The organism is Pseudomonas sp. BRG-100, from assembly GCF_000737955.1.
GTDB classification, from domain to species: Bacteria; Pseudomonadota; Gammaproteobacteria; order Pseudomonadales; family Pseudomonadaceae; genus Aquipseudomonas; species Aquipseudomonas synxantha_A.
In genome coordinates this window covers 5,549,076-5,569,765 of the sequence record NZ_JPRX01000001.1, presented here as the reverse complement: position 1 = coordinate 5,569,765, position 20,690 = coordinate 5,549,076, and the positions used below count along the sequence as shown (strand labels likewise).

Genomic DNA, 20,690 nt, shown 5'->3' with positions numbered 1-20,690 from the left:
GGGCAAGCCCCCTCCCACATTTTTACCGCGTTGAGTCAGTTGCCCAGGCTGATGCCGTTGGCTGGCAGCGGCAGCGCCGTCTTGTAGCGCACCTGCTTCAAGGCAAAGCTGGAGCGAATGTTTGCCACCCCCGGCACCTTGGTCAAAAAGTCCATCATGAAACGCTCCAGCGACTGGATCGTCGGCACCAGCACGCGGATCAAATAATCCGGATCACCCGCCATCAGGTAGCACTCCATCACCTCGGGACGGTCCGAGATCGCCCCTTCGAACTGCTGCAACGCCAACTCATTCTGCTTTTCCAGGCTTACATGGATGAACACATTGACGTGCAGCCCCAGCAGGTCAGCATCCAGCAACGTGACCTGCTCACGAATCAGGCCCAGTTCTTCCATCGCCTTGACCCGGTTGAAACACGGCGTGGGCGACAGGTTGACCGAGCGGGCCAGGTCGGCGTTGGTGATGCGGGCATTCTCCTGCAGGGCGTTGAGAATGCCGATATCGGTACGGTCCAGTTTGCGCATGAGACAAAATCACCTGTTTATTATGTTTATGCAGTTTTTTTATCCGCAAATGACGGTGAGCGCAATGAAACACAGATAAATATTCTTCTACGCCACGCCTATGATTGTTGTAGGACAAGATTTCTTCTACCCGAAGACTGACTGTCAGCTAGCGCGCCCACTACAAGAAATTCACAAGATAGAGCGTAGAAAGCCATGACCCAGCCGTATGCACCGCTGCGCCTGCACGTTCCCGAACCTTCGGGCCGTCCAGGCTGCAAGACCGACTTCACCTACCTGCGTCTGACCGACGCCGGCCTGGTACGCAAACCCGCCATCGACGTAGAACCCGCCGACACCGCCGACCTGGCCAAGGGCCTGATCCGCGTGCTCGACGACCAGGGCCAGGCGCTCGGGCCGTGGGCCGAGGGTGTTTCGACCGAGATCATGCGCAAAGGCATGCGCGCCATGCTCAAGACGCGCATCTTCGACAACCGCATGGTGGTCGCCCAGCGCCAGAAAAAAATGTCGTTCTACATGCAAAGCCTTGGCGAAGAAGCCATCGGCAGCGCCCAGGCCCTGGCCTTGAACATCGACGACATGTGCTTCCCCACCTATCGCCAGCAAAGCATTCTGATGGCCCGCGACGTACCGCTGGTAGACCTGATCTGCCAACTGCTGTCCAACGAGCGCGACCCGCTCAAGGGTCGCCAGTTGCCGATCATGTACTCGGTCAAAGAGGCGGGCTTCTTCACCATTTCCGGCAACCTCGCCACCCAATTCGTGCAGGGCGTGGGTTGGGGCATGGCTTCGGCGATCAAGGGCGATACCAAGATCGCCTCGGCCTGGATCGGCGACGGCGCCACCGCTGAATCGGACTTCCACACCGCCCTCACCTTCGCCCACGTCTACCGCGCGCCGGTGATACTCAACGTGGTCAATAACCAATGGGCCATCTCCACCTTCCAGGCCATCGCCGGCGGTGAAGCCACCACTTTCGCCGGACGCGGCGTGGGCTGCGGCATCGCCTCCCTGCGGGTAGACGGCAATGACTTTATCGCGGTGTATGCCGCCTCGGCCTGGGCTGCCGAACGCGCACGGCGCAACCTGGGGCCAACATTGATCGAGTGGGTCACCTATCGCGCCGGCCCGCACTCCACCTCCGATGATCCGTCCAAATACCGTCCAGCCGACGACTGGAGCCACTTCCCCCTGGGCGACCCGATTGCCCGTCTCAAGCAGCACCTGATCAAGATTGGCCAGTGGTCCGAAGAGGAACATGCGGCGGTCAGTGCCGAACTTGAAGCCGAAGTGGTCAAGGCGCAGAAGGAAGCCGAACAGTACGGCACCCTCGCCGGTGGCCAGATTCCAAGCGCCGCGACCATGTTCGAGGACGTCTATAAAGAGATGCCGGAGCACTTGAAGCGCCAGCGTCAAGAGTTGGGGGTGTGACATGAACGACCACAACAACAGCATCGAACTGGAAACCGCCATGACCACCACCACCATGACCATGATCCAGGCCCTGCGCTCGGCCATGGATGTGATGCTCGAACGTGACGACAACGTGGTGGTGTTCGGCCAGGACGTCGGCTACTTCGGCGGCGTATTCCGTTGCACCGAAGGTTTGCAGACCAAATACGGCAGCTCACGGGTGTTTGACGCACCGATCTCGGAAAGCGGCATCGTCGGCGTAGCCGTGGGCATGGGCGCGTATGGCCTGCGCCCGGTGGCGGAAATCCAGTTCGCCGACTACGTCTACCCCGCCACCGACCAGATCATTTCCGAAGCGGCGCGCCTGCGTTATCGCTCGGCCGGCCAGTTCACCGCGCCCTTGACCATGCGTATGCCCTGCGGCGGCGGCATCTACGGCGGCCAGACCCACAGCCAGAGTATCGAAGCGGTGTTCACCCAGGTCTGCGGCCTGCGCACGGTGATGCCATCCAACCCCTACGACGCCAAGGGCCTGCTGATTGCCTCCATCGAGAACGATGACCCGGTGATCTTCCTGGAACCCAAGCGCCTGTATAACGGCCCGTTCGACGGCCACCACGATCGCCCGGTAACGCCGTGGTCAAAACACCCGCAAGCGCAGGTTCCGGACGGTTACTACACCGTGCCCCTGGACGTGGCCGCCATCGTGCGCCCAGGTTCGGCTGTGACGGTGCTGACCTATGGCACCACCGTGTATGTGTCGCAAGTTGCCGCCGAAGAAACCGGCATCGACGCCGAAGTCATCGATCTGCGCAGCCTGTGGCCGCTGGATTTGGAAACCATCGTCAAGTCGGTGAAAAAGACCGGACGTTGCGTGGTGGTGCATGAAGCCACGCGCACCTGCGGCTTTGGCGCCGAACTGGTATCGCTGGTGCAAGAGCACTGCTTCCACCACCTGGAAGCGCCGATCGAGCGCGTCACCGGTTGGGATACGCCCTACCCGCACGCGCAGGAGTGGGCGTATTTCCCAGGGCCGTCCCGAGTGGGTGCGGCGTTGAAACGGGTCATGGAGGTCTGAATGGGCACGCACGTTATCAAGATGCCGGACATTGGCGAAGGCATCGCGGAAGTTGAATTGTCGGTGTGGCATGTGAAGGTCGGCGACCTGGTGGTTGAAGACCAGGTGCTGGCGGATGTGATGACCGACAAGGCGATGGTGGATATTCCCTCGCCCGTCCACGGCAAGGTGATTTCCCTGGGCGGCGAGCCGGGTGAAGTCATGGCGGTGGGCAGTATTTTGATCAGCATTGAAGTGGAAGGCGCAGGCAACACCAAGGATGTGCCGGTGGCTGCCGAACCGATGAAGACCACGCCCGTGGCCGAAGCCAAACCGGCACCCGCACCGGTAGAAAGCAAACCCGCGCCTGCCGTGAAGGCGCCGCAAGCACCCGTGGCCCGCGACGCCAGTGAGCGCCCCTTGGCCTCCCCGGCCGTGCGCAAGCACGCGCTGGATGCCGGAATTCAACTGCGTCTGGTCCATGGCACAGGGCCTGCGGGCCGGATTCTGCACGAAGACCTGGAGGCGTACCTGCACCAGGGGCCGGCCACCAGCGCCAGCGCCGCCAACCCTTACGCCGAGCGCAATGATGAACACCAGATCCCGGTGATCGGTATGCGCCGCAAGATCGCCCAGCGTATGCAGGACGCCACCCGGCGCGCCGCGCATTTCAGCTACGTGGAAGAAATCGACGTCACCGCCCTCGACGAGTTGCGCGTGCATCTCAACGAAAAGCACGGTGCGACACGCGGCAAGCTGACCCTGCTGCCGTTTATCGTACGGGCCATGGTGGTGGCGCTGCGCGACTTCCCGCAGATCAACGCTCGCTACGACGACGAAGCCCAGGTCATTACCCGCCTCGGCGCGGTACATGTGGGCGTCGCCACGCAAAGCGACGTGGGCCTGATGGTGCCGGTGGTGCGTCACGCCGAAGCCCGCAGCCTGTGGGGCACTGCCGAAGAAATCGTGCGCCTGGCCAACGCCGCACGCACAGGCAAGGCCAGCCGTGAAGAGCTGTCCGGCTCGACCATCACCCTGACCAGCCTGGGCGCCCTGGGCGGCATCGTCAGCACGCCGGTGCTGAACCTGCCGGAAGTGGCCATCGTTGGCGTCAACCGCATCGTCGAACGGCCCATGGTGATCAAGGGCCAGATCGTGGTGCGCAAGATGATGAACCTCTCCAGCTCCTTCGATCACCGCGTGGTCGACGGCATGGACGCGGCGCAATTCATCCAGGCCATTCGCGGCCTGCTCGAACAACCCGCCAGCCTGTTCCTGGAGTAAGGGCATGACTCAGACATTGCACACCACGCTGCTGATTATCGGCGGCGGCCCCGGCGGCTATGTGGCGGCGATTCGCGCCGGCCAGCTGGGCATCCCCACCATACTGGTGGAAGGCCAGGCACTGGGCGGCACCTGCCTGAACATCGGCTGCATTCCGTCCAAGGCGCTGATCCATGTAGCCGAGCAGTTCCAGCAGACCGTGCATCACAGCCAGGGCTCACAACTGGGCATTGAAGTGGATGTGCCGACCCTGGACATCCGCAAAAGCGTGGAATGGAAAGACGGCATCGTCGATCGCCTGACCACGGGTGTCGCCGCGCTGCTGAAAAAACACAAGGTGCAGGTCGTTCACGGTTGGGCCAAGGTTATCGACGGCAAGACTGTCGAGGTGGGCGACCAGCGCATCCAGTGCGAACACCTGCTGCTGGCCACCGGTTCGAAAAGTGTCAACCTGCCGATGCTGCCGATTGGCGGGCCGATCATCTCGTCCACCGAAGCCTTGGCACCGACCCGCGTGCCCAAGCGCCTGATTGTGGTGGGCGGCGGTTATATCGGCCTGGAACTGGGTATCGCCTATCGCAAGCTCGGTGCCGAGGTCAGTGTGGTCGAGGCCCAGGAACATATCCTGCCCGCCTACGATGCCGAGCTGACCTTACCGGTGGCCGAGTCCCTGAAGAAACTCGGGGTGAAGCTGTACCTTGGGCACAGTGTCACCGGCTTTGCCGACAACAAGCTGCAAGTGCGTGCGCCCAATGGCGACACCTTGGCGCTGGACACCGACCAGGTGCTGGTAGCCGTTGGGCGCAAACCCAACACCCAAGGCTGGAACCTCGAAGCGCTGAACCTGGACATGAACGGCGCGGCGGTCAAGATCGACAGCCGCTGCCAGACGAGCATGCGCAATGTGTACGCCATCGGCGACCTCAGCGGCGAACCGATGCTGGCGCACCGGGCCATGGCCCAGGGCGAGATGGTGGCCGAACTGATCAGCGGCAAGACCCGCGAATTCAACCCGGCCGCGATTCCAGCGGTGTGCTTTACCGACCCGGAACTGGTGGTGGTCGGCAAGACCCCGGACGAGGCCAAGGCTGCCGGGCTGGACTGCATCGTGTCGAGCTTCCCGTTCGCCGCCAATGGTCGGGCCATGACGCTTGAGTCCAAAGCCGGTTTCGTGCGGGTGGTGGCGCGGCGTGACAATCATCTGATTGTCGGTTGGCAAGCCGTGGGGGCTGGGGTGTCCGAGCTGTCTACCGCGTTCGGCCTGAGCCTGGAAATGGGCTCGCGCCTTGAGGATGTGGCCGGCACCATTCACGCCCATCCGACCCTTGGCGAGGCGGTGCAGGAAGCGGCATTGCGGGCACTGGGGCACGCCTTGCATCTGTGAAACTGCGGTGACGCTATCGCAGGCAAGCCGGCTCCCACATTTGGAATGCAGTCAAATGTGGGAGCCGGGCTTGCCCGCGATGACGGTGGACCAGCCAATACAAAGGCTCAATGGTCCACCCACCCGCTCCCACACAAGCCAAGAATGCAGTATTGTTGCTCCCATCCAGAAAAAAATCCGACTTGACCAGAGATAGAGGGTGTCATGGGTAACGAAAGCATCAATTGGGACAAGCTGGGTTTTGACTACATCAAGACCGACAAGCGGTTTCTCCAGGTCTGGAAAAACGGCGAATGGCAGGAAGGCACCCTGACCGACGACAACGTGCTGCACATCAGCGAGGGCTCCACCGCCCTGCACTATGGCCAGCAATGCTTCGAGGGCCTGAAGGCCTATCGCTGCAAGGACGGTTCGATCAACCTGTTCCGCCCGGACCAGAACGCTGCACGTATGCAACGCAGCTGTGCCCGCCTGTTGATGCCGCATGTGTCGACCGAAGACTTCATCGACGCCTGCAAACAAGTGGTCAAGGCCAACGAGCGCTTCATCCCGCCGTATGGCAGTGGCGGCGCGCTGTACCTGCGCCCGTTCGTGATCGGCACCGGTGACAATATCGGCGTACGCTCTGCGCCGGAGTTCATCTTCTCGGTGTTCGCTATCCCGGTCGGGGCCTACTTCAAAGGCGGCCTGGTGCCACATAACTTCCAGATCTCCACCTTCGACCGCGCTGCGCCGCAAGGCACCGGTGCCGCCAAGGTCGGTGGCAACTACGCTGCCAGCCTGATGCCGGGCTCTGAAGCGAAGAAATCCGGCTTCGCCGACGCGATCTACCTGGACCCGATGACTCACTCGAAAATCGAAGAAGTCGGCTCGGCCAACTTCTTCGGGATCACCCACGACAACCAGTTCATCACGCCGAAGTCGCCTTCGGTGCTGCCAGGCATCACCCGCCTGTCGCTGATGGAACTGGCCCAGACCCGCCTGGGCCTGGACGTGGTCGAAGGCGAAGTGTTCATCGACAAACTGGACCAGTTCAAGGAAGCCGGCGCCTGCGGTACTGCTGCGGTGATTTCACCGATCGGCGGCATCCAGCACAACGGTAAGATGCACGTGTTCCACAGCGAAACCGAAGTCGGCCCGGTTACCCAGAAGCTCTACAAAGAACTGACCGGTGTGCAGACCGGTGACGTTGAAGCGCCCGCGGGTTGGATCGTCAAGGTTTGAAAATGATCTGAACCTGCCACTTCAGAAAAGGCCCATTCACCGCTGTCGGTGAATGGGCCTTTTTTATGCGGTGGGTTACTGGATGTGCAATCACCTGTGAAGATTGACAGTAGACAGTAAAAATCGGCACACCTAAGTTAACTCTCCTTCTAAACCCAGCAGGAGCCCATCATGGCGATCTATGAATTACGTGTGTCCGCAGAAGATTTCGAGAATGACGGTAGTAAAGAAATCGTGATGGAAACTTACATTAACAACGACCTTGATTGGGCCGTTTACGCGTCATCCAGCAAGCACGACGGGATTTACGATACCGCCTCGGCACCCGATGACGTCGACGGCGATGGAGACTACGATAACGATGACAAGGCGCTTTACCTGAACGTAGCCAACGCTTTCGCCAAAATGACAGCCTATGCCATAAAAAAACGAAAAAAAGCGAAGAAATAAAGCTCACCAGCCATGACCAGGTTGCCGTCGGTCATGCGCGTCAACCGTTGATATTTTCTGCAATCCTCTTACCCATACTGATCCTCGGCTCCACCCCATACCCCAACGCCTCATAAAACCCCACCACGACGTCATTGCCGCCGGTGATCTGCAGGTTGATCTTCATGCAGCCCAAGGCCGTCAACGCCTGCTCGGCATGGCGCACCAGCGACGATCCCAAACCATGGCGACGATAGTCGTCATGCACCGCCACCGAGTACAACCAGCCACGATGGCCGTCATAGCCCGCGAGAATCGTACCAATCACGGCTTTCTTGTCGGTGGCCACGAAGAACAGCCCATCGTTGACCGCCAGCTTCTTGTCAATCGCCAGGCTCGGCAGGTTGTGTGCGGTGTCATAGCCAAACGCCTGCTGCCATAACTCAATCACTTGGGCGCGATGCTGCCGGTCGCGGTAGGGGCCGATGGGATGCCGTGACAGCAAGGTCTTTTCCATGACCAGCGTGCGCTCGTTGCCATGGTAGACATCGCGCACGGTGTGAAAACCCAGCTTGCTGTAGAACGGCTCGGCGGTCAGTGATGACGGCACACTCAACACCGTCACCCCGGCTTCGCGGGCACGCAGTTCGATCTCGATCATCAACAAACGGCCGATACCCTGCCCTTGCAGCTCGGGATTGACGAAGACCGAACGCACCACGTTGGCATCAAGGGCAGCGGTGGCGACGATTGAATGGTCCTGGGTAGCCACCAGCACAATACGGCGGTTGAGCAGTTCCAGAACCGCATCGGGCGTGAAGTGAGTGGCGACGCGAGCAATCACATCTGCTGGATAATCCCGTGCATTGCTGCTGTGCAAGGCCGCCAGAATGACCTGGCTGATGCCCTGGGCATCGGCTGCTTGGGCGAGACGAACAACGGTCGACATGACTCCTCCTGGCTGGCGCGACTGTAATGAACACCCCACTGTGCATGTGGAAGGGAGCTTGATCCCGATAGCGGTGGGTCAGCTAAAGATAAGCTATACGCCTCGTTGATGCCCTGCATATCGATCATTTCCACATCCCGGACAATCCTCTGTTCGGCGCAGAACCCAGCATCTCCCGGGCTTTCTGGATACGGCCGATCAGCGAACCGCAACAGGTGCGGGCAATGCCATTGACGCTGAACCGTTCAACCAAGCACGCCCATACAATCGGCGTCACCGCCCGCCCCCTAAGCTTTTGACTTTCTTAAAAGCGCTGGAGAGTAGGCATGTACAGAAAAGTGAGGGCGGTAACCCTGGCCGTGACATTGCTGGCCGGGGCCATGGCGGGCAGCGCATGGGCGGCCACGCCGGTAGTGGCTGTGGCGCCGCAATACGACACCAGCCATGTGTATGTAGCACCCGCTGATGTAGAGGGTTTTGCCCAGAGTTTCCTGGCCACGTTCGGGGGCAAGAGCACGCCCCAGGTGGTGGTCAATGTGCTGCCGGTGCCGAGCAGCACCACTTCGCAACTGTTGCAGACCCCGGCCGGCACGGTGTCACTGTTCGGCTTCACCACGCCCATCCCCCATCCTTTCGGCCAGGAGCGCAATGGTTATCTGGTCAAGGACATGGACGTGGCCCTGAAGGCAGCTCGGGACAACGGCGCTGCGGTCATCGTCAGCGATTTTCCCGATCCCATCGGCCGCGATGCGGTGGTGCAGTGGCCGGGCGGCGTGAACATGCAGCTGTATTGGCACACCAAGGCTCCCGACTACGCCGCCTTCCAGACGGTGCCGGAAAACCGCGTGTACCTCAGCGCCGATCGCGCCGACCGCTTTATCAAGGCGTTCCTTGGCTTCTCCCACGGCAAAGTGGTAGCCGATGACAAGCACGCACCTGCTGTGGAGGTGGGCCAGGCTGGCGGCACTTACCGACGCGTCGAAATCACGTCGCCCTTTGGGCGTATGGCGGTACTGGTGACCAACGGCCAACTGCCCTACCCCTTTGGCCATGAAACCACCGGCTATGAGGTAGCCGACCTGACGGCCACCCTGGCCAAAGCCACGGGCTCGGGCGCTACCGTACTGGTGCCGAGCTTCGCCAGCAAAGGCCGTCGCAGCGCATTGGTGCAATTCCCGGGCGGTTACGTCGCGGAAATTCACCAACTCATCGCGGCGAAATGATCCGTCGTACAGGCTGGGGCCTGGCCGTGCTGTGGCCGCTGGTGGTGGGCAGCGTACATGCCGACAATCAACCGACCCGCCCGGCCATCAAGGCCAATCGCTGGCAGGAAGACTGGTCTGTGCTCAAGGATCCGGCATTGCGCACGCAACCGTTGGACAACCTCAAGTACATCCCGCTGTCCGCCGCCAACCCGTTCACCTACCTGTCCATGGGTGCGACGTTGCGCGAACGCTTCGAGATGAACGACGCCAGCGGCTTCGGCGTGCGCGATGTAGCGCGTGATCGCTACCTGATCCAGCGCTTTCAGGTGCACGCCGACTTGCACCTCAACGAACACTGGCGGCTGTTCACCCAGTTGGAAGATGTACGGGCCTATGACAAAACCACCATCGGCGGCGCCGACCAGAACCGCGTAGACCTGCGCCTGGCCTTTGCCGAATACGTGAAGACCTTCAGCGCCGGCACCTTTAAGGCTCGGGCGGGTCGCCAGGACTTTGCCTTCGATTTGCAGCGCTTTATTTCGTCGCGCGATGGCCCGAATGTGCGCCAGTCCTTCGACGCGCTGTGGGCCGATTGGGAAACGCCCCAGTGGCGTTTTATCGGGATCGCCAGCCAACCGGTGCAGTACCAGGATGGCCGGCACTTTGACGACAAATCCAATCGTGACGCGCGCTTCCACATGCTGCGGGTGGAGCGGCTGGTTGGCGGCAGCAATGAGTTGTCGGCCTATTACGGCGTCTACGAGCGCCGTGCCGCCCATTACCTGGATGCCGACGGCAACGAGACCCGCCAGTTGCTCGACGCACGCCTGGGCGGCGCGGCCCGGGGCTTCGACTGGGATATCGAAGCCATGCTGCAAAAGGGGTCGGTGGGCAGCCAGGCGATCCGCGCCTGGGCCGGCGGCAGCCGTACCGGCTACACCTTCGACACGCTGGCCTGGACACCGCGCCTCGGCCTGCAAGTGGATGTCGCCTCCGGTGACCGCAAGCGCGGTGATGGCCGCGTCGGCACCTTCAACCCGCTGTTCCCCAACGGCTACTACTTTTCCCTGGCCGGTTATACGGGCTACAGCAACCTGATCCACGTCAAACCATCAATCACCGTCAAACCCATCGCCAAGCTGAGCGTGCAAACCGCTGTCGGCCTGTTGTGGCGGCAGACCACCGCGGACGCGGTTTATACCCAACCCAACCTCGCCGTCGCCGGAACGGCTGGCCAGGGTCAACGCTGGACCGGCGCCTATGGCCAAGTGCGCACCGACTACGCGTTTACCTCCAACATCAGCGGTGCAATCGAGGCCGTGCACTACGCGGCTGGCCAGACCCTGCGTGATGCCGGTGGGCACGACAGCAACTACCTGGGCATGGAACTCAAGTTCAGTTGGTAACCTCAGGCGAGCACACCCATACAAGCCTGGGCTCAGGTTAACGGCAATAGTGATACGGTTTTTTCAGCGCTTTTTTAACTCAAGCAAGGAGATTCAGATGAGCACCTTCGTTGCCAAAGACGGTACCCAGATCTACTTCAAGGACTGGGGCAGCGGCAAGCCCGTGCTGTTCAGCCACGGCTGGCCGCTGGATGCCGACATGTGGGAATACCAGATGGAGTACCTGAGCAGCCGCGGCTTTCGCACTATCGCGTTCGACCGCCGTGGCTTTGGCCGCTCGGACCAACCCTGGACCGGTAACGACTACGACACCTTCGCTGACGACATTGCGCAGTTGATCGAACACCTGGACCTGAAGGACGTGACCCTGGTGGGCTTTTCCATGGGTGGCGGTGATGTGGCGCGCTACATCGCCCGCCATGGCAGCGCTCGTGTCGCCGGCCTGGTGTTGCTGGGTGCCGTGACGCCGGTCTTCGGCCAGCAACCCGACTATCCCCAAGGCGTCCCCACCGAGGTGTTCGATGGCATCAAGGCCGGCCTGTTGAAGGATCGCGCCCAATTCATCAGCGATTTCAATACGCCGTTCTTCGGTATCAACAAGGGCCAGCAAGTCTCGGAGGGTGTGCTCAGCCAGACCCTGCAGATCGCGATGCTTGCCTCGCTCAAGTCGACCGTGGATTGCGTCAGCGCCTTCTCCGAAACCGACTTCCGCCCGGACATGGCCAAAATCGACGTGCCGACCCTGGTGATCCATGGCGACGGCGACCAGATCGTGCCGTTCGAAACCACCGGCAAGGTGGCTGCCGAAATGATCAACGGCGCGCAACTGAAGGTCTACAAGGATGCACCCCACGGGTTTGCCGCGACCCACACCCAGCAGCTCAATGAAGACCTGTTGGCGTTCCTCAGCCGCTGAACCGCTTGCAACCTCCTCTCCTTGTTTGGCCGGGTTCGCCCGGCCTTTTTTTGCTCAGGCAAAGCGCTGAACCACTACCAGCCGCCCCGGCCCGGCAATGAGGATGCTGGTAAAGATGATCAACAGCAGCCAGCCGAACTGCCCCTCCCACAGCGTCCACTCTGGATGCACCACCAGCAAAGCGATGACCAGCACCGCCAGGATCGGCACGCACGCCAGGCGCACCAGCACGCCCGCAATGATCAGCAATGGGCACAGCACCTCGGCAAAGATCGCCAGCAGCAAGGTGACCTGGCCCCCCAGGTGAAACGGGTCTTCGATCAGCTTCAACTGTTCGCCGTAGTTGAGCAGCTTGGGCAACCCATGCACACACAACAGGAACACCGCCCCGCTGACCCGCAGGAACAACAGTCCGGTATCCTGATTTCTCGCTTCGTTCATACGCCACCTGTGTCCGTCAATAATGATCGACGGCCAGTGTGTCCAAAGCCGCGCCGACGCACTTGCAGGCTTGTGCTGAAATCCTGCGGTTGCCCCAGGCCGTTGCATTGCCGAAAGAACCCGGCATGATCTTGCTGAACTGCCGACCCCGCGCTACGGTCCCAACCCATACGCTCATCGCTACAGGAACTTTTCCATGACGCTCCCCCAAGAAATGACCCTGATCGAAATCACCACGCCTGGCGGCCCCGACGTCTTGCAGCCACGGCGCGCCGACGTGCCAGTGGCCGGGCCAGGCGAGATTCTGATTCGCGTGCACGCCGCCGGGGTCAACCGCCCAGACGCGCTGCAACGCGCCGGCAAATACCCGATGAAACCCGGCATGAGCCCGATTCCCGGGCTGGAAGTGGCCGGTGAAGTGGTGGCGCTGGGCACTGGCGTGACTGAATACAGCCTGGGCGACAAGGTGTGTGCCCTGACCAATGGCGGTGGCTATGCGCAGTTTTGTGCGGTGCCGGCCAGCCAGGCGCTGCCGGTCCCGGCGGGCATGGACTGGATTCAGGCCGCCGCCGTGCCGGAAACCTTCTTCACGGTCTGGGCCAACCTGTTCGGCCTCGGCGGTGCCCATAAAGGCCAGCGCGCCTTGATCCACGGCGGCACCAGCGGCATCGGCACCACCGCATTGATGCTCTGCCAGGAGTTCGGTATCCAGGCATTCGCCACCGCCGGCAGCGCAGACAAATGTGCCGCGATTGCCAAGCTGGGCGCCGAACCGATCAACTACCGCGAACAGGAGTTTGCCGAGGTCATTGCCCAACAGACCGATGGCAAAGGCGTCGATGTGATTCTCGACATCATGGGTGCCTCGTACCTGAACAACAACCTCAAGGCCCTGGGCATGGACGGTCACCTGGTGATGCTCGGCTTCCTCGGTGGCGGCAAGGCTCATGACGTCGACCTGCTGACCATCCTCGCCAAACGCGCGGTGATCACCGGCTCCCTGCTGCGCGCCCGCACCCGCGAAGAAAAGGCCGCGATTGCCGAACAGCTACGCGACTACGTGTGGCCGGTGCTCAGCGCCGGGCGCTGCCTGCCGATCATCGACAAGGTCTATGCATACACCGACGCCGCCCAGGCCCATGCGCGCATGGAAGGTGGGGATCACATTGGCAAGATTGTGTTGCGGGTGGAGTGAGGCGCTTTCCTCAATCCTTGGCGACCGGCCAAGTTTGACGGTACTCGGCACAAATGTGGGAGGGGCGTGTGTCACTCCGGTTCGGCATACACCGGATAATCCACATACCCCGCCTGAGTCCCCCCATACAAGCCCTCTGCCTTCAACGCATTCAATGGCCAGCCATTGAAAATCCGCTGGGGCAGGTCTGGGTTGGCAATGAACGGCCGTCCGAAGGCGATCAGGTCCGCCAGCCCTGCCTCTACCAGCCGTGTACCGCGCTCGGCGGTGTAGCGGCCGGCGTAGATGATCCTGCCGCTGAAGGTGCGGCGCACGGCCTGGCGGAATGTTTCAGGCAGGTCCGGCGCGTTATCCCAGTCGGCTTCGGCGATGGAAACATAGGCGATGCCCGACGCTTCCAGCACTTTGATCGCTTCGATATAGGTACGGTGCGGGTCCTCTTCCACCAGGCCAATGTAGACCCGATCCTGATCGGTACCGCTGAACAGCGGCGAAAAGCGCACGCCCAGGCGCTGCGGCCCCACCACCTTGCACACCGCCTCGACAATCTCGCGCAGCAAGCGCAGGCGATTGTCCAGCGAACCGCCGTACTCATCCTCACGGATGTTGGAGTGGGCCGAGATGAACTGGTTGACCAAATAGCCGTTGGCCGCATGGATTTCCACACCATCGAACCCGGCGTCCAGGGCATTGCGAGCAGCCTGGGCGTAGTGCCCGACCAACTCGTCGATTTCCAGCGTGCTCAACGCACGAGGCACAGGTGGCTGCACCAGCTCACCCACACCCGGACCGGTTTCAATAAAGGCTTTGGCTTGCAGCGCCGGCAGTGCAGACGGCCCCACCGGTGCAGCGCCGCCAGGTTGCAAGGCGTTATGGGACACCCGCCCCACGTGCCATAGCTGGGCAAAGATCACCCCACCCTCGGCATGTACCGCTGCGGTGACCTTGCGCCAACCCTCGATCTGCGCCGGTGTATGGATGCCCGGCGTCCATGCGTAGCCCTGGCCGCGCGGCTCGATCTGCGTACCCTCGCTGACCATGAAGCCGGCACTGGCACGCTGGCGGTAATATTCGGCCATCAGGTCGGTGGCGATATTGCCCGGCTGGGCGCTGCGCTGGCGTGTCAGCGGCGGCAGCACAACGCGATTGTTCAAGCGATGATGCCCCAGCTTTATCGGGGTGTTCAAAATGCAGTCAGGCATGGGGATATTCCAAATTCAGAACGAACGAAAACCCTGGCGACTCCTGAGAGTCGCCAGCGCGTACCTCGGTTTATTAACTTAAGCGCTGAGTGTCAGCAGGGCCTTGGCCACTTCGCTGGAGCTGCCCGGGTTCTGCCCAGTGACCAGCAAGCCATCGACAATCACAAAGGATTGCCAGTCGGCGCCCTTCTCATACTTGCCGCCCAGTTTTTTGAATTCATCTTCAATCAGGAACGGCACAACATCGGTCAATTGCACCGCGGCTTCCTCAGAGTTGGAGAACCCGGTCACACGGCGGCCCTTGATCAACGGCTCACCGTTGACTGCCTTGACGTGGCGCAAGGCACCCGGTGCATGGCAGACAAATCCGATGGGTTTGCCGGCCCGTTCGAACGCCTCGATCAACGCGATGGACACCGGTGACTCCGCCAGGTCCCACAGCGGGCCGTGGCCGCCAGGGTAGAACACGGTGTCGAAGTCGGCGGTGTTGACCGTTTCCAGCTTCACCGTGGTAGCCAGGGCCTGCTGCGCAGCCGGGTCTGCGGCGAAGCGCGCTGTCTGCTCGGTTTGCGCATCCGGTTCATCGCTCTTCGGGTCCAACGGCGGCTGGCCGCCGGCCGGGGAAGCCAGCACCACATCGGCGCCAGCGTCCTTGAACGCGTAATAAGGGGCGGCAAACTCTTCGAGCCAGAAGCCAGTCTTGCGCCCGGTATCGCCAAGCTGGTCGTGAGAGGTCAGTACCATTAATACTTTCATTTTCCAGTGCCTCGATCGATGTGAGTAGCAGGGTTTTCAGGGCCGCCCAACAACTGTTGGGTCAGCAGCAGCGCCTCGCAGAACGGCGCAGTGGTACGGGTGATCTTGCCCATGACGCTGGTGCCCAACCACAGCGCATACAAGCGCTTGGCAAGGCTGTGCGGAGCGTGCTCGAACCTGAGCGAGCCGTCTTCGACCCCGCGCTCCAGGGCCAGCGCGAGTAACTCGATGGTGCGCGAAGTACCGCGCTGCAACGCCAATCGCATCGGCTCTGACAGGTCAGAGACTTCAGCCCCCAACTTGACGGCCAGGCACTTGCCGGTATCGGTGCAGCCAGTGTGGTTGTCGATCCAGCCTTGCCAATAGCGCATCAACTTGGCGTGATGGGTTAAACCCGGCTGATCCAACAGCTGCTGCATACCTTCGACGTACTGATCGAAATAGGTATCGAGCAACACCACGCCAAACGCATCCTTGGAGTTGAAGTAGTGATAGAACGAGCCCTTGGGCACTTGTGCGGCGTGCAGGATTTCGTTCAAGCCCACCGCGGAAAATCCCTTGGCACCGACGATGGATTGCGCACGTTCAAGAATCGCTTGCCGTGCACTGCTGCTTGCGTTGCTCATGCTTGCCTCCGTGCGATTAGACCAGTCGTCTAGTTCGTTGGGGCCATGTTAGGCAGCGAGGCAACCACTCACAATGTCATATCCGCAAGGATTCCGGACATGCGCCAAAGTCGGTTGCCGTTTGCCCGGTACACGCCGACAATCCCCTCTCCCTGCCCCTTGGAGAGATGCAATGCACAGCGTTGCGCTGATGGTTTACCCGAACTTCCAGTCGTTGAGCCTTAGCCTGGGCTCGGTGTTCGAGTGCGCCAACCTGCTGCGCGGCGAGCCGGCCTATGAATTTCACCTGGTATCGGAAAGCGGCGGCGCGGTGATGACCTCCCAGGGCTTTTCAGTCAATACCAACGCCATCCGCCCAGAGGGTTATGACACTCTGATCGTCAGCGGCTATCTGGAGTTTCGCCTACCGGAGGCCAACCTGCTGGAACTGGTCAAGGCAGCATCGGCACAGTCGCGCCGGGTGGCCTCGTTATGCATGGGCATCTTTGTGCTGGCAGAAGCGGGCCTGCTCGCCGGCAAACGCACCACCACCCACTGGATCCACGCGCCGGCGTTTCGCAAGCGCTACCCGGATATTCGCCTGGAAGAAGACAAGTTGTTCGTGGTGGACGGCCAGGTGTGGACCGGTGCCGGCATGAGCGCCGGGGTCGACCTGGCACTGGCGATGGTGGAGAACGACCTGGGCAGCGACCTTGCGCGCCGCATCGCACGCAAGCTGGTGATAGCCCAGCGCCGCGGCAGCGAGCAATCGCAACTCTCAACCTTGCTGGAACTGGACCCCAAATCCGACCGCGTGCAACTGGCCCTGGCCTATGCGCGTGAAAACCTAACCCATGATTTATCGGTAGAAGCCTTGGCCGAAGTCGCCCGGCTCAGCCCGCGCCAGTTCAGCCGAGTGTTTCGCGAAGAAACCGGGCAAACCCCGGCCAAGGCCATCGAAGCCCTGCGGGTGGAAGCGGCGCGGGCGATGATGGAAACCAGCCGTCACCCGGTGGAAGTAGTGGCCCGCGAAACCGGGTTTGGTGATCGCGAACGCATGCGCCAGGCGTTCCTCCGTGCATTCGGGCAGCCGCCCCAGGCGATGCAGCAGGTGTTGTTCAATCCAGGCTAGGGGCGTAGCCGAGTTGTTGGCGTTCGAACTGTGGGAGGGGGCTTGATCCCGATGGCGGTGGGTCAGCCGCAATATCAGGTGACTGGCCCACCGCTATCGGGAGCAAGCCCCCTCCCACATTTTGATCTCGGGGCATCAGTTACGGTGTGCAAGCCTTTAACCTCAGCACAACCCGCCCGTCAGTGCAGCGAAACCCGCGTAATCAGGTAGCTCACCAGCTGCGGATCATCCTCCAGTTCAATCGTCTGCACCGGGCGCGGCAGGGTATCCAGCACGGTACGCCAGAACGCCTGGGACACTTCGTCCTGATCATAGAAACGCACCAGCCAATTGGCCTCGCCGCTGCACAGTACCTGGCTGGCAATGGCGCGGCCGATACCTTTGCGCCGATAACGCTTGAGGATGAACAGGTCGGCCAGTTCCAGGGCCTCGATACCGGGCAATTCGCTGCCCTCGATCAACAGGAAACCGGCGATATAACCATCGACCAGCAACAGGTTGGCGCTCCACTGCGGGTCGTGCCAGTAGCGGGCCAGATGCTCGTCGTGGATGTAGAAACGGCCATCGGCCTCAACATCTTCCTGTTCCCAGTCCGAGGACTCGTAGGCGTAGTACTGGTATAGATTGCGAATCAGCTCGGCGTCTTCAGGGCCGGTCTGGATCAATTCAACGGTGGTTTCAGGCATGGGGCTCTCGGTGGAAAAACGCAGGGCGCCATTGTTCACAAAAGTGCCTGCCACGCCAATGGCTTGTCGAATCCTTTCTATTGGCTGAACCGAATGCAAATAGCGGTTGCCCTGGCCAAATTCCTGAAACATTTAGAATAAACTTCGCCGGTTTCCACCTTTCGCTCAAGGACACGTATTGTGACCAACGTCTGTACCGCCGGCCTGGATGTGGGCTTTGCCTCCCTGGATTACCTGCAAATTTTCATCCTGGGGGTAATCCAGGGCATCACCGAATTGCTGCCGGTGTCGTCCACCGCCCATATGCGCGTGGTGCCCGCCCTGCTCGGCTGGCAAGACCCGGGCTCGGCGTTTTCGGCGGCCATGCAATTGGCCGCGCTGGCGGCAGTGGTCAGTTACTTCTGGCGGGATGTGCGCCAGGTCACCACCGGCAGTATCAGTGCGGTGCGCCGGGGCGACTATAACGATCGGTGGTTCAAACTGGCGGTGGCGATCGTGCTGGCGACTATCCCGATTGGCATTGCCGGGTTGGCGCTGTCTTCGACCCTGAATGCATGCAACTCGCCATTGCGCGGGCTGATGGTGATCGGCATTTCCTGCGTGGTGATGGCGGTGTTGCTGGCACTGGCCGAAGTGCGCGCCCGCCATACCCGCGACGTAAGCCAAATGCGCTTGCGCGATGCGCTGATCGTGGGGGTGGCGCAGATCGGCGCGTTGATTCCTGGGGTGTCGCGTTCGGGCTCCACGCTGACCGCAGCGCTGTTCTTGAATTTAAAACGTGAGGAAGCGGCGCGCTTTTCTTTCCTGCTGGGCCTGCCGGCCATTGCCCTGGCCGGTTTGAAAGAACTGTGGGTGCTGCTGCGCGCCGACCTCCCTGCCCACGCCTGGCCGCACTTGATCTTCGGCCTGGTGGTGGCGAGCATCTCAGCGTTCTTTGCGATCTGGGGCCTGATGAAGTTCCTGGAGCGCTTCTCCACCTGGCCGTTCGTGATCTACCGTGCGCTGCTGGGGATCTTCCTGATTGTGGCGGTCAGCAGCGGGTTGTTGAGTTAAGCCGCCGGTTCGCGGTCGGCCAGCGCTTCGAGCAGGTCGGCCGAGGGCACGAAAAACAGGCCGCCAGTCACGGCGGTACTGAAGTCGAGCAAGCGGTCATAGTTGCCGACCGGGCGGCCAACGAACATGTTTTCCAGCATCTGCTCCAGAGGCTGCGGCGAGCGTGCGTAGCCGATGAAATAGGTGCCGAACTCGCCGGCACCGGGGCGGCCGAAGGGCATGTTGTCGCGCAGGATCTTCACTTCCTCACCGTTCTCGTCAGTGATGACGGTCAAGGCGCTGTGGGAGTTGCTCGGCTTGGTTTCTTCGTCCAGTTCGATATCTGCCAGTTTGGTGCGCCCGATTACCTTCTCCTGGGCTTCTACCGTCAAGCCGTTCCAGGCGCTCATGTTGTGCAGGTATTTCTGCACCACTACGTAGCTGCCGCCCTCGAACTGAGGGTCTTCGTCACCGACCAGGGTGAATCTTTCGGCCTTGCGCCCTACCGGGTTTTCGGTGCCGTCGACAAAACCGATGATGCTGCGCATATCGAAATAGCGGAAACCCTGGACCTCATCCACCACCTTGACGCTATCGCCCAAGGCAGCCATCAATTGGGTCGCCAGCTCGAAACACAGGTCCATCTGCTCGGCGCGGATATGCAGGAGGATATCGCCCGGGGTCGACACCGCCTTGCGCCCTTCTACACCGAATTCGCGGAACGGATGCAGCGACGCCGGGCGAGGCGCGCCGAACAGCCGGTCCCACGCATCCGAGCCAAACCCGCAGACGCAGGTCAGGTTGCCCGACGGCACGCGCTTGCCCACCGAACGCACCAGACCTGCGATGTCGGCGCACCAGGCACGCACGTTTTCAACTGCATCGGGGGCCAGGGTGGCGACCATGAAAATCGCGCTGCTGGTGATCGGGTGGCACACGGACTGCGGTTCGAGAGGTGGCTGGACAGGGCAGGTTTTCATCAGGCAGATCCATAGGCTAAGGTCGGTTTGAACCGACGCAGGTTAGCAGATCAGCCGTGACAACTGGCCCACACCTGGCGAATCAGCGCCTTCATCTTGAGCGCTTCGGCCCAGCGATCAGTGAGTTCCCGACCCTCTGCATCGGTGATCGCATAGGGTGGCGGGCCCAGTTCGCAGGTGAAGGGCAGGCTCTGGGGCGCGTCGGCACGGGTCAGCCAGTCGTCGATCCCATAGCGCCACCAGCCAGTAAAGCGCTCGACCCAAGGCTGGTGCTGAGGAAAATCCAGGCCAACCTGCACCTGCTCACTGCTGGCGATGCGGCCATGAAAGCCCCAGCTATGGCGCAGGATCGTGCGTATCTGCTCGTCGTCTTCCAAGGCTCCGGGTTCTGGCAACTCGCGGCCGACGACGTAGTGGGACAGGTCTGCGAGCAGTTTCAGGTCGGGCATCTGTGCCAACAGGTCGAGGGTGAACAGCAGGTCGTTGGTCAGTCGATAACGGTGGGTTTCCAGCAGGATCGGGAAGTCCACCTGTTCGGCCAGGCGCTGCCAGCCTTCGATCAGCCTGACCGCCTCGGCCTGGGTACGCGGGCGCACATCGGCTTGCAGGGTGAGGTGGTGACAACCGTAGCGGCCGATCACTTCCAATGCCCTGGCCAGATCATCCACCGATTGCGGGAACAGTTGACCTTCGATCTGCAAGCCTCTGGCCGTGGCGGCAGCGTACAAGCGCGAGACTGCGGCCGGCGTCCAGTAATGGTCGGTGATGCCGTCAAAACCGGCGGCGACGATGCGGTCCAGTTGCGCTTCTTGGCTGCCGGGCTCGGTTTGCATGGCCCATAGTGATTGGAATACCAGGAGTTGGTGCATC

Annotated in this window: 21 protein-coding genes; 12 read left to right on the top strand and 9 right to left on the bottom strand. The window is 61.4% G+C overall.

From position 1 onward, the window contains the following. Positions 1-35: 35 nt before the first annotated feature. Complete coding sequence (gene bkdR, locus JH25_RS02750) at positions 36-524, bottom strand: Bkd operon transcriptional regulator BkdR (RefSeq protein WP_005789440.1); 489 nt, start codon at positions 522-524, stop codon at positions 36-38. A gap of 195 nt (positions 525-719) precedes the next feature. Between bkdR and JH25_RS02755 the strand changes: the two genes are divergently transcribed. The 6 genes from JH25_RS02755 (at position 720) to JH25_RS0127420 (ending at position 7,336) form a co-directional block, all read left to right on the top strand. Continuing rightward, on the top strand, positions 720-1,955 hold the full coding sequence (locus JH25_RS02755) for a 3-methyl-2-oxobutanoate dehydrogenase (2-methylpropanoyl-transferring) subunit alpha (RefSeq protein WP_005789442.1): 1,236 nt from the start codon (positions 720-722) through the stop codon (positions 1,953-1,955). Position 1,956: 1 nt separating this feature from the next. After that, complete coding sequence (locus JH25_RS02760) at positions 1,957-3,015, top strand: alpha-ketoacid dehydrogenase subunit beta (RefSeq protein ID WP_005789444.1); 1,059 nt, start codon at positions 1,957-1,959, stop codon at positions 3,013-3,015. After that, a complete protein-coding gene (locus JH25_RS02765; protein WP_032880476.1) occupies positions 3,016-4,278 on the top strand; it encodes a dihydrolipoamide acetyltransferase family protein in 1,263 nt (420 codons plus the stop codon). It abuts the gene before it with no gap. Positions 4,279-4,282: 4 nt separating this feature from the next. Then, entirely contained in the window at positions 4,283-5,662 is a 1,380-nt protein-coding gene (gene lpdA / locus JH25_RS02770) for a dihydrolipoyl dehydrogenase (RefSeq protein WP_032880474.1), read from the top strand. A gap of 204 nt (positions 5,663-5,866) precedes the next feature. Continuing rightward, entirely contained in the window at positions 5,867-6,886 is a 1,020-nt protein-coding gene (locus tag JH25_RS02775; RefSeq protein ID WP_005789450.1) for a branched-chain amino acid aminotransferase, read from the top strand. Positions 6,887-7,057: 171 nt separating this feature from the next. Beyond that, the gene (locus tag JH25_RS0127420; protein ID WP_050549410.1) at positions 7,058-7,336 is read left to right on the top strand and encodes a hypothetical protein; all 279 of its coding nucleotides are present in this window, start codon (positions 7,058-7,060) and stop codon (positions 7,334-7,336) included. Positions 7,337-7,376: 40 nt separating this feature from the next. Here the strand turns inward: JH25_RS0127420 and JH25_RS28375 are convergent, their stop codons facing one another. Beyond that, positions 7,377-8,264: a GNAT family acetyltransferase gene (locus JH25_RS28375; protein WP_078821750.1), complete on the bottom strand. Its 888-nt coding sequence runs from the start codon at positions 8,262-8,264 to the stop codon at positions 7,377-7,379. A 326-nt stretch (positions 8,265-8,590) separates the two neighbouring features. Here JH25_RS28375 and JH25_RS02785 point away from each other — a divergent pair, with 326 nt between their 5' ends. The 3 genes from JH25_RS02785 to JH25_RS02795 all read left to right on the top strand — a co-directional run bounded on the left by JH25_RS02785 (position 8,591) and on the right by JH25_RS02795 (position 11,791). Further along, positions 8,591-9,487 carry a VOC family protein gene (locus JH25_RS02785; protein WP_032880472.1) on the top strand — a complete coding sequence of 299 codons (897 nt, stop codon included), beginning with the start codon at positions 8,591-8,593 and terminating at the stop codon, positions 9,485-9,487. Continuing rightward, a complete protein-coding gene (locus JH25_RS02790) occupies positions 9,484-10,875 on the top strand; it encodes an alginate export family protein (RefSeq protein ID WP_032880470.1) in 1,392 nt (463 codons plus the stop codon). The genes JH25_RS02785 and JH25_RS02790 overlap by 4 nt, the downstream gene beginning before the upstream one ends. 97 nt (positions 10,876-10,972) lie before the next feature. Then, positions 10,973-11,791, top strand: a complete 819-nt coding sequence (locus JH25_RS02795; protein ID WP_032880467.1) for an alpha/beta fold hydrolase — start codon at positions 10,973-10,975, stop codon at positions 11,789-11,791. Between the two features lie 54 nt (positions 11,792-11,845). Here JH25_RS02795 and JH25_RS02800 read toward each other — a convergent pair whose 3' ends face one another. Further along, entirely contained in the window at positions 11,846-12,232 is a 387-nt protein-coding gene (locus tag JH25_RS02800) for a DoxX family protein (RefSeq protein WP_032880465.1), read from the bottom strand. A 196-nt stretch (positions 12,233-12,428) separates the two neighbouring features. Here JH25_RS02800 and JH25_RS02805 point away from each other — a divergent pair, with 196 nt between their 5' ends. Further along, complete coding sequence (locus tag JH25_RS02805) at positions 12,429-13,427, top strand: NAD(P)H-quinone oxidoreductase (RefSeq protein WP_032880463.1); 999 nt, start codon at positions 12,429-12,431, stop codon at positions 13,425-13,427. Between the two features lie 71 nt (positions 13,428-13,498). Here JH25_RS02805 and JH25_RS02810 read toward each other — a convergent pair whose 3' ends face one another. From JH25_RS02810 to JH25_RS02820, 3 genes are all read right to left on the bottom strand, one after another. Continuing rightward, on the bottom strand, positions 13,499-14,629 hold the full coding sequence (locus JH25_RS02810) for an alkene reductase (protein WP_032880461.1): 1,131 nt from the start codon (positions 14,627-14,629) through the stop codon (positions 13,499-13,501). Positions 14,630-14,707: 78 nt separating this feature from the next. Next, positions 14,708-15,385 carry a type 1 glutamine amidotransferase domain-containing protein gene (locus JH25_RS02815; RefSeq protein WP_032880459.1) on the bottom strand — a complete coding sequence of 226 codons (678 nt, stop codon included), beginning with the start codon at positions 15,383-15,385 and terminating at the stop codon, positions 14,708-14,710. Continuing rightward, positions 15,382-16,011, bottom strand: coding sequence for a TetR/AcrR family transcriptional regulator (locus tag JH25_RS02820; RefSeq protein ID WP_032880456.1), 630 nt, complete (start codon positions 16,009-16,011; stop codon positions 15,382-15,384). Before JH25_RS02820 ends, JH25_RS02815 begins: the two co-directional genes overlap by 4 nt. A 172-nt stretch (positions 16,012-16,183) precedes the next feature. Between JH25_RS02820 and JH25_RS02825 the strand changes: the two genes are divergently transcribed. Next, on the top strand, positions 16,184-17,122 hold the full coding sequence (locus JH25_RS02825; RefSeq protein ID WP_032880454.1) for a GlxA family transcriptional regulator: 939 nt from the start codon (positions 16,184-16,186) through the stop codon (positions 17,120-17,122). Positions 17,123-17,301: 179 nt separating this feature from the next. On the opposite strand, the gene JH25_RS02830 is transcribed toward JH25_RS02825, so the two are convergent. Beyond that, positions 17,302-17,808 (bottom strand): GNAT family N-acetyltransferase, encoded by a 507-nt coding sequence (locus JH25_RS02830; protein ID WP_103735497.1) that lies wholly within the window; start codon positions 17,806-17,808, stop codon positions 17,302-17,304. Between the two features lie 180 nt (positions 17,809-17,988). Here JH25_RS02830 and JH25_RS02835 point away from each other — a divergent pair, with 180 nt between their 5' ends. After that, positions 17,989-18,861, top strand: coding sequence for an undecaprenyl-diphosphate phosphatase (locus tag JH25_RS02835; protein WP_032880450.1), 873 nt, complete (start codon positions 17,989-17,991; stop codon positions 18,859-18,861). On the opposite strand, the gene JH25_RS02840 is transcribed toward JH25_RS02835, so the two are convergent. Together JH25_RS02840 and JH25_RS02845 are read right to left on the bottom strand one after the other, a co-directional pair. Next, positions 18,858-19,820 carry a Dyp-type peroxidase gene (locus tag JH25_RS02840; protein ID WP_032880448.1) on the bottom strand — a complete coding sequence of 321 codons (963 nt, stop codon included), beginning with the start codon at positions 19,818-19,820 and terminating at the stop codon, positions 18,858-18,860. The genes JH25_RS02835 and JH25_RS02840 overlap by 4 nt on opposite strands. A 50-nt stretch (positions 19,821-19,870) precedes the next feature. Further along, positions 19,871-20,689 carry a sugar phosphate isomerase/epimerase family protein gene (locus tag JH25_RS02845; protein ID WP_032880446.1) on the bottom strand — a complete coding sequence of 273 codons (819 nt, stop codon included), beginning with the start codon at positions 20,687-20,689 and terminating at the stop codon, positions 19,871-19,873. Position 20,690: the final 1 nt, after the last annotated feature.

What these genes read in the sequence shown, in the direction of transcription:
- bkdR (WP_005789440.1), bottom strand. Translation starts at nt 524, where the DNA reads ATGCGCAAACTGGACCGTACCGATATCGGCATTCTCAACGCCCTGCAG.
- JH25_RS02755 (WP_005789442.1), top strand. Translation starts at nt 720, where the DNA reads ATGACCCAGCCGTATGCACCGCTGCGCCTGCACGTTCCCGAACCTTCG.
- JH25_RS02760 (WP_005789444.1), top strand. Translation starts at nt 1,957, where the DNA reads ATGAACGACCACAACAACAGCATCGAACTGGAAACCGCCATGACCACC.
- JH25_RS02765 (WP_032880476.1), top strand. Translation starts at nt 3,016, where the DNA reads ATGGGCACGCACGTTATCAAGATGCCGGACATTGGCGAAGGCATCGCG.
- lpdA (WP_032880474.1), top strand. Translation starts at nt 4,283, where the DNA reads ATGACTCAGACATTGCACACCACGCTGCTGATTATCGGCGGCGGCCCC.
- JH25_RS02775 (WP_005789450.1), top strand. Translation starts at nt 5,867, where the DNA reads ATGGGTAACGAAAGCATCAATTGGGACAAGCTGGGTTTTGACTACATC.
- JH25_RS0127420 (WP_050549410.1), top strand. Translation starts at nt 7,058, where the DNA reads ATGGCGATCTATGAATTACGTGTGTCCGCAGAAGATTTCGAGAATGAC.
- JH25_RS28375 (WP_078821750.1), bottom strand. Translation starts at nt 8,264, where the DNA reads ATGTCGACCGTTGTTCGTCTCGCCCAAGCAGCCGATGCCCAGGGCATC.
- JH25_RS02785 (WP_032880472.1), top strand. Translation starts at nt 8,591, where the DNA reads ATGTACAGAAAAGTGAGGGCGGTAACCCTGGCCGTGACATTGCTGGCC.
- JH25_RS02790 (WP_032880470.1), top strand. Translation starts at nt 9,484, where the DNA reads ATGATCCGTCGTACAGGCTGGGGCCTGGCCGTGCTGTGGCCGCTGGTG.
- JH25_RS02795 (WP_032880467.1), top strand. Translation starts at nt 10,973, where the DNA reads ATGAGCACCTTCGTTGCCAAAGACGGTACCCAGATCTACTTCAAGGAC.
- JH25_RS02800 (WP_032880465.1), bottom strand. Translation starts at nt 12,232, where the DNA reads ATGAACGAAGCGAGAAATCAGGATACCGGACTGTTGTTCCTGCGGGTC.
- JH25_RS02805 (WP_032880463.1), top strand. Translation starts at nt 12,429, where the DNA reads ATGACGCTCCCCCAAGAAATGACCCTGATCGAAATCACCACGCCTGGC.
- JH25_RS02810 (WP_032880461.1), bottom strand. Translation starts at nt 14,629, where the DNA reads ATGCCTGACTGCATTTTGAACACCCCGATAAAGCTGGGGCATCATCGC.
- JH25_RS02815 (WP_032880459.1), bottom strand. Translation starts at nt 15,385, where the DNA reads ATGAAAGTATTAATGGTACTGACCTCTCACGACCAGCTTGGCGATACC.
- JH25_RS02820 (WP_032880456.1), bottom strand. Translation starts at nt 16,011, where the DNA reads ATGAGCAACGCAAGCAGCAGTGCACGGCAAGCGATTCTTGAACGTGCG.
- JH25_RS02825 (WP_032880454.1), top strand. Translation starts at nt 16,184, where the DNA reads ATGCACAGCGTTGCGCTGATGGTTTACCCGAACTTCCAGTCGTTGAGC.
- JH25_RS02830 (WP_103735497.1), bottom strand. Translation starts at nt 17,808, where the DNA reads ATGCCTGAAACCACCGTTGAATTGATCCAGACCGGCCCTGAAGACGCC.
- JH25_RS02840 (WP_032880448.1), bottom strand. Translation starts at nt 19,820, where the DNA reads ATGAAAACCTGCCCTGTCCAGCCACCTCTCGAACCGCAGTCCGTGTGC.
- JH25_RS02845 (WP_032880446.1), bottom strand. Translation starts at nt 20,689, where the DNA reads ATGCACCAACTCCTGGTATTCCAATCACTATGGGCCATGCAAACCGAG.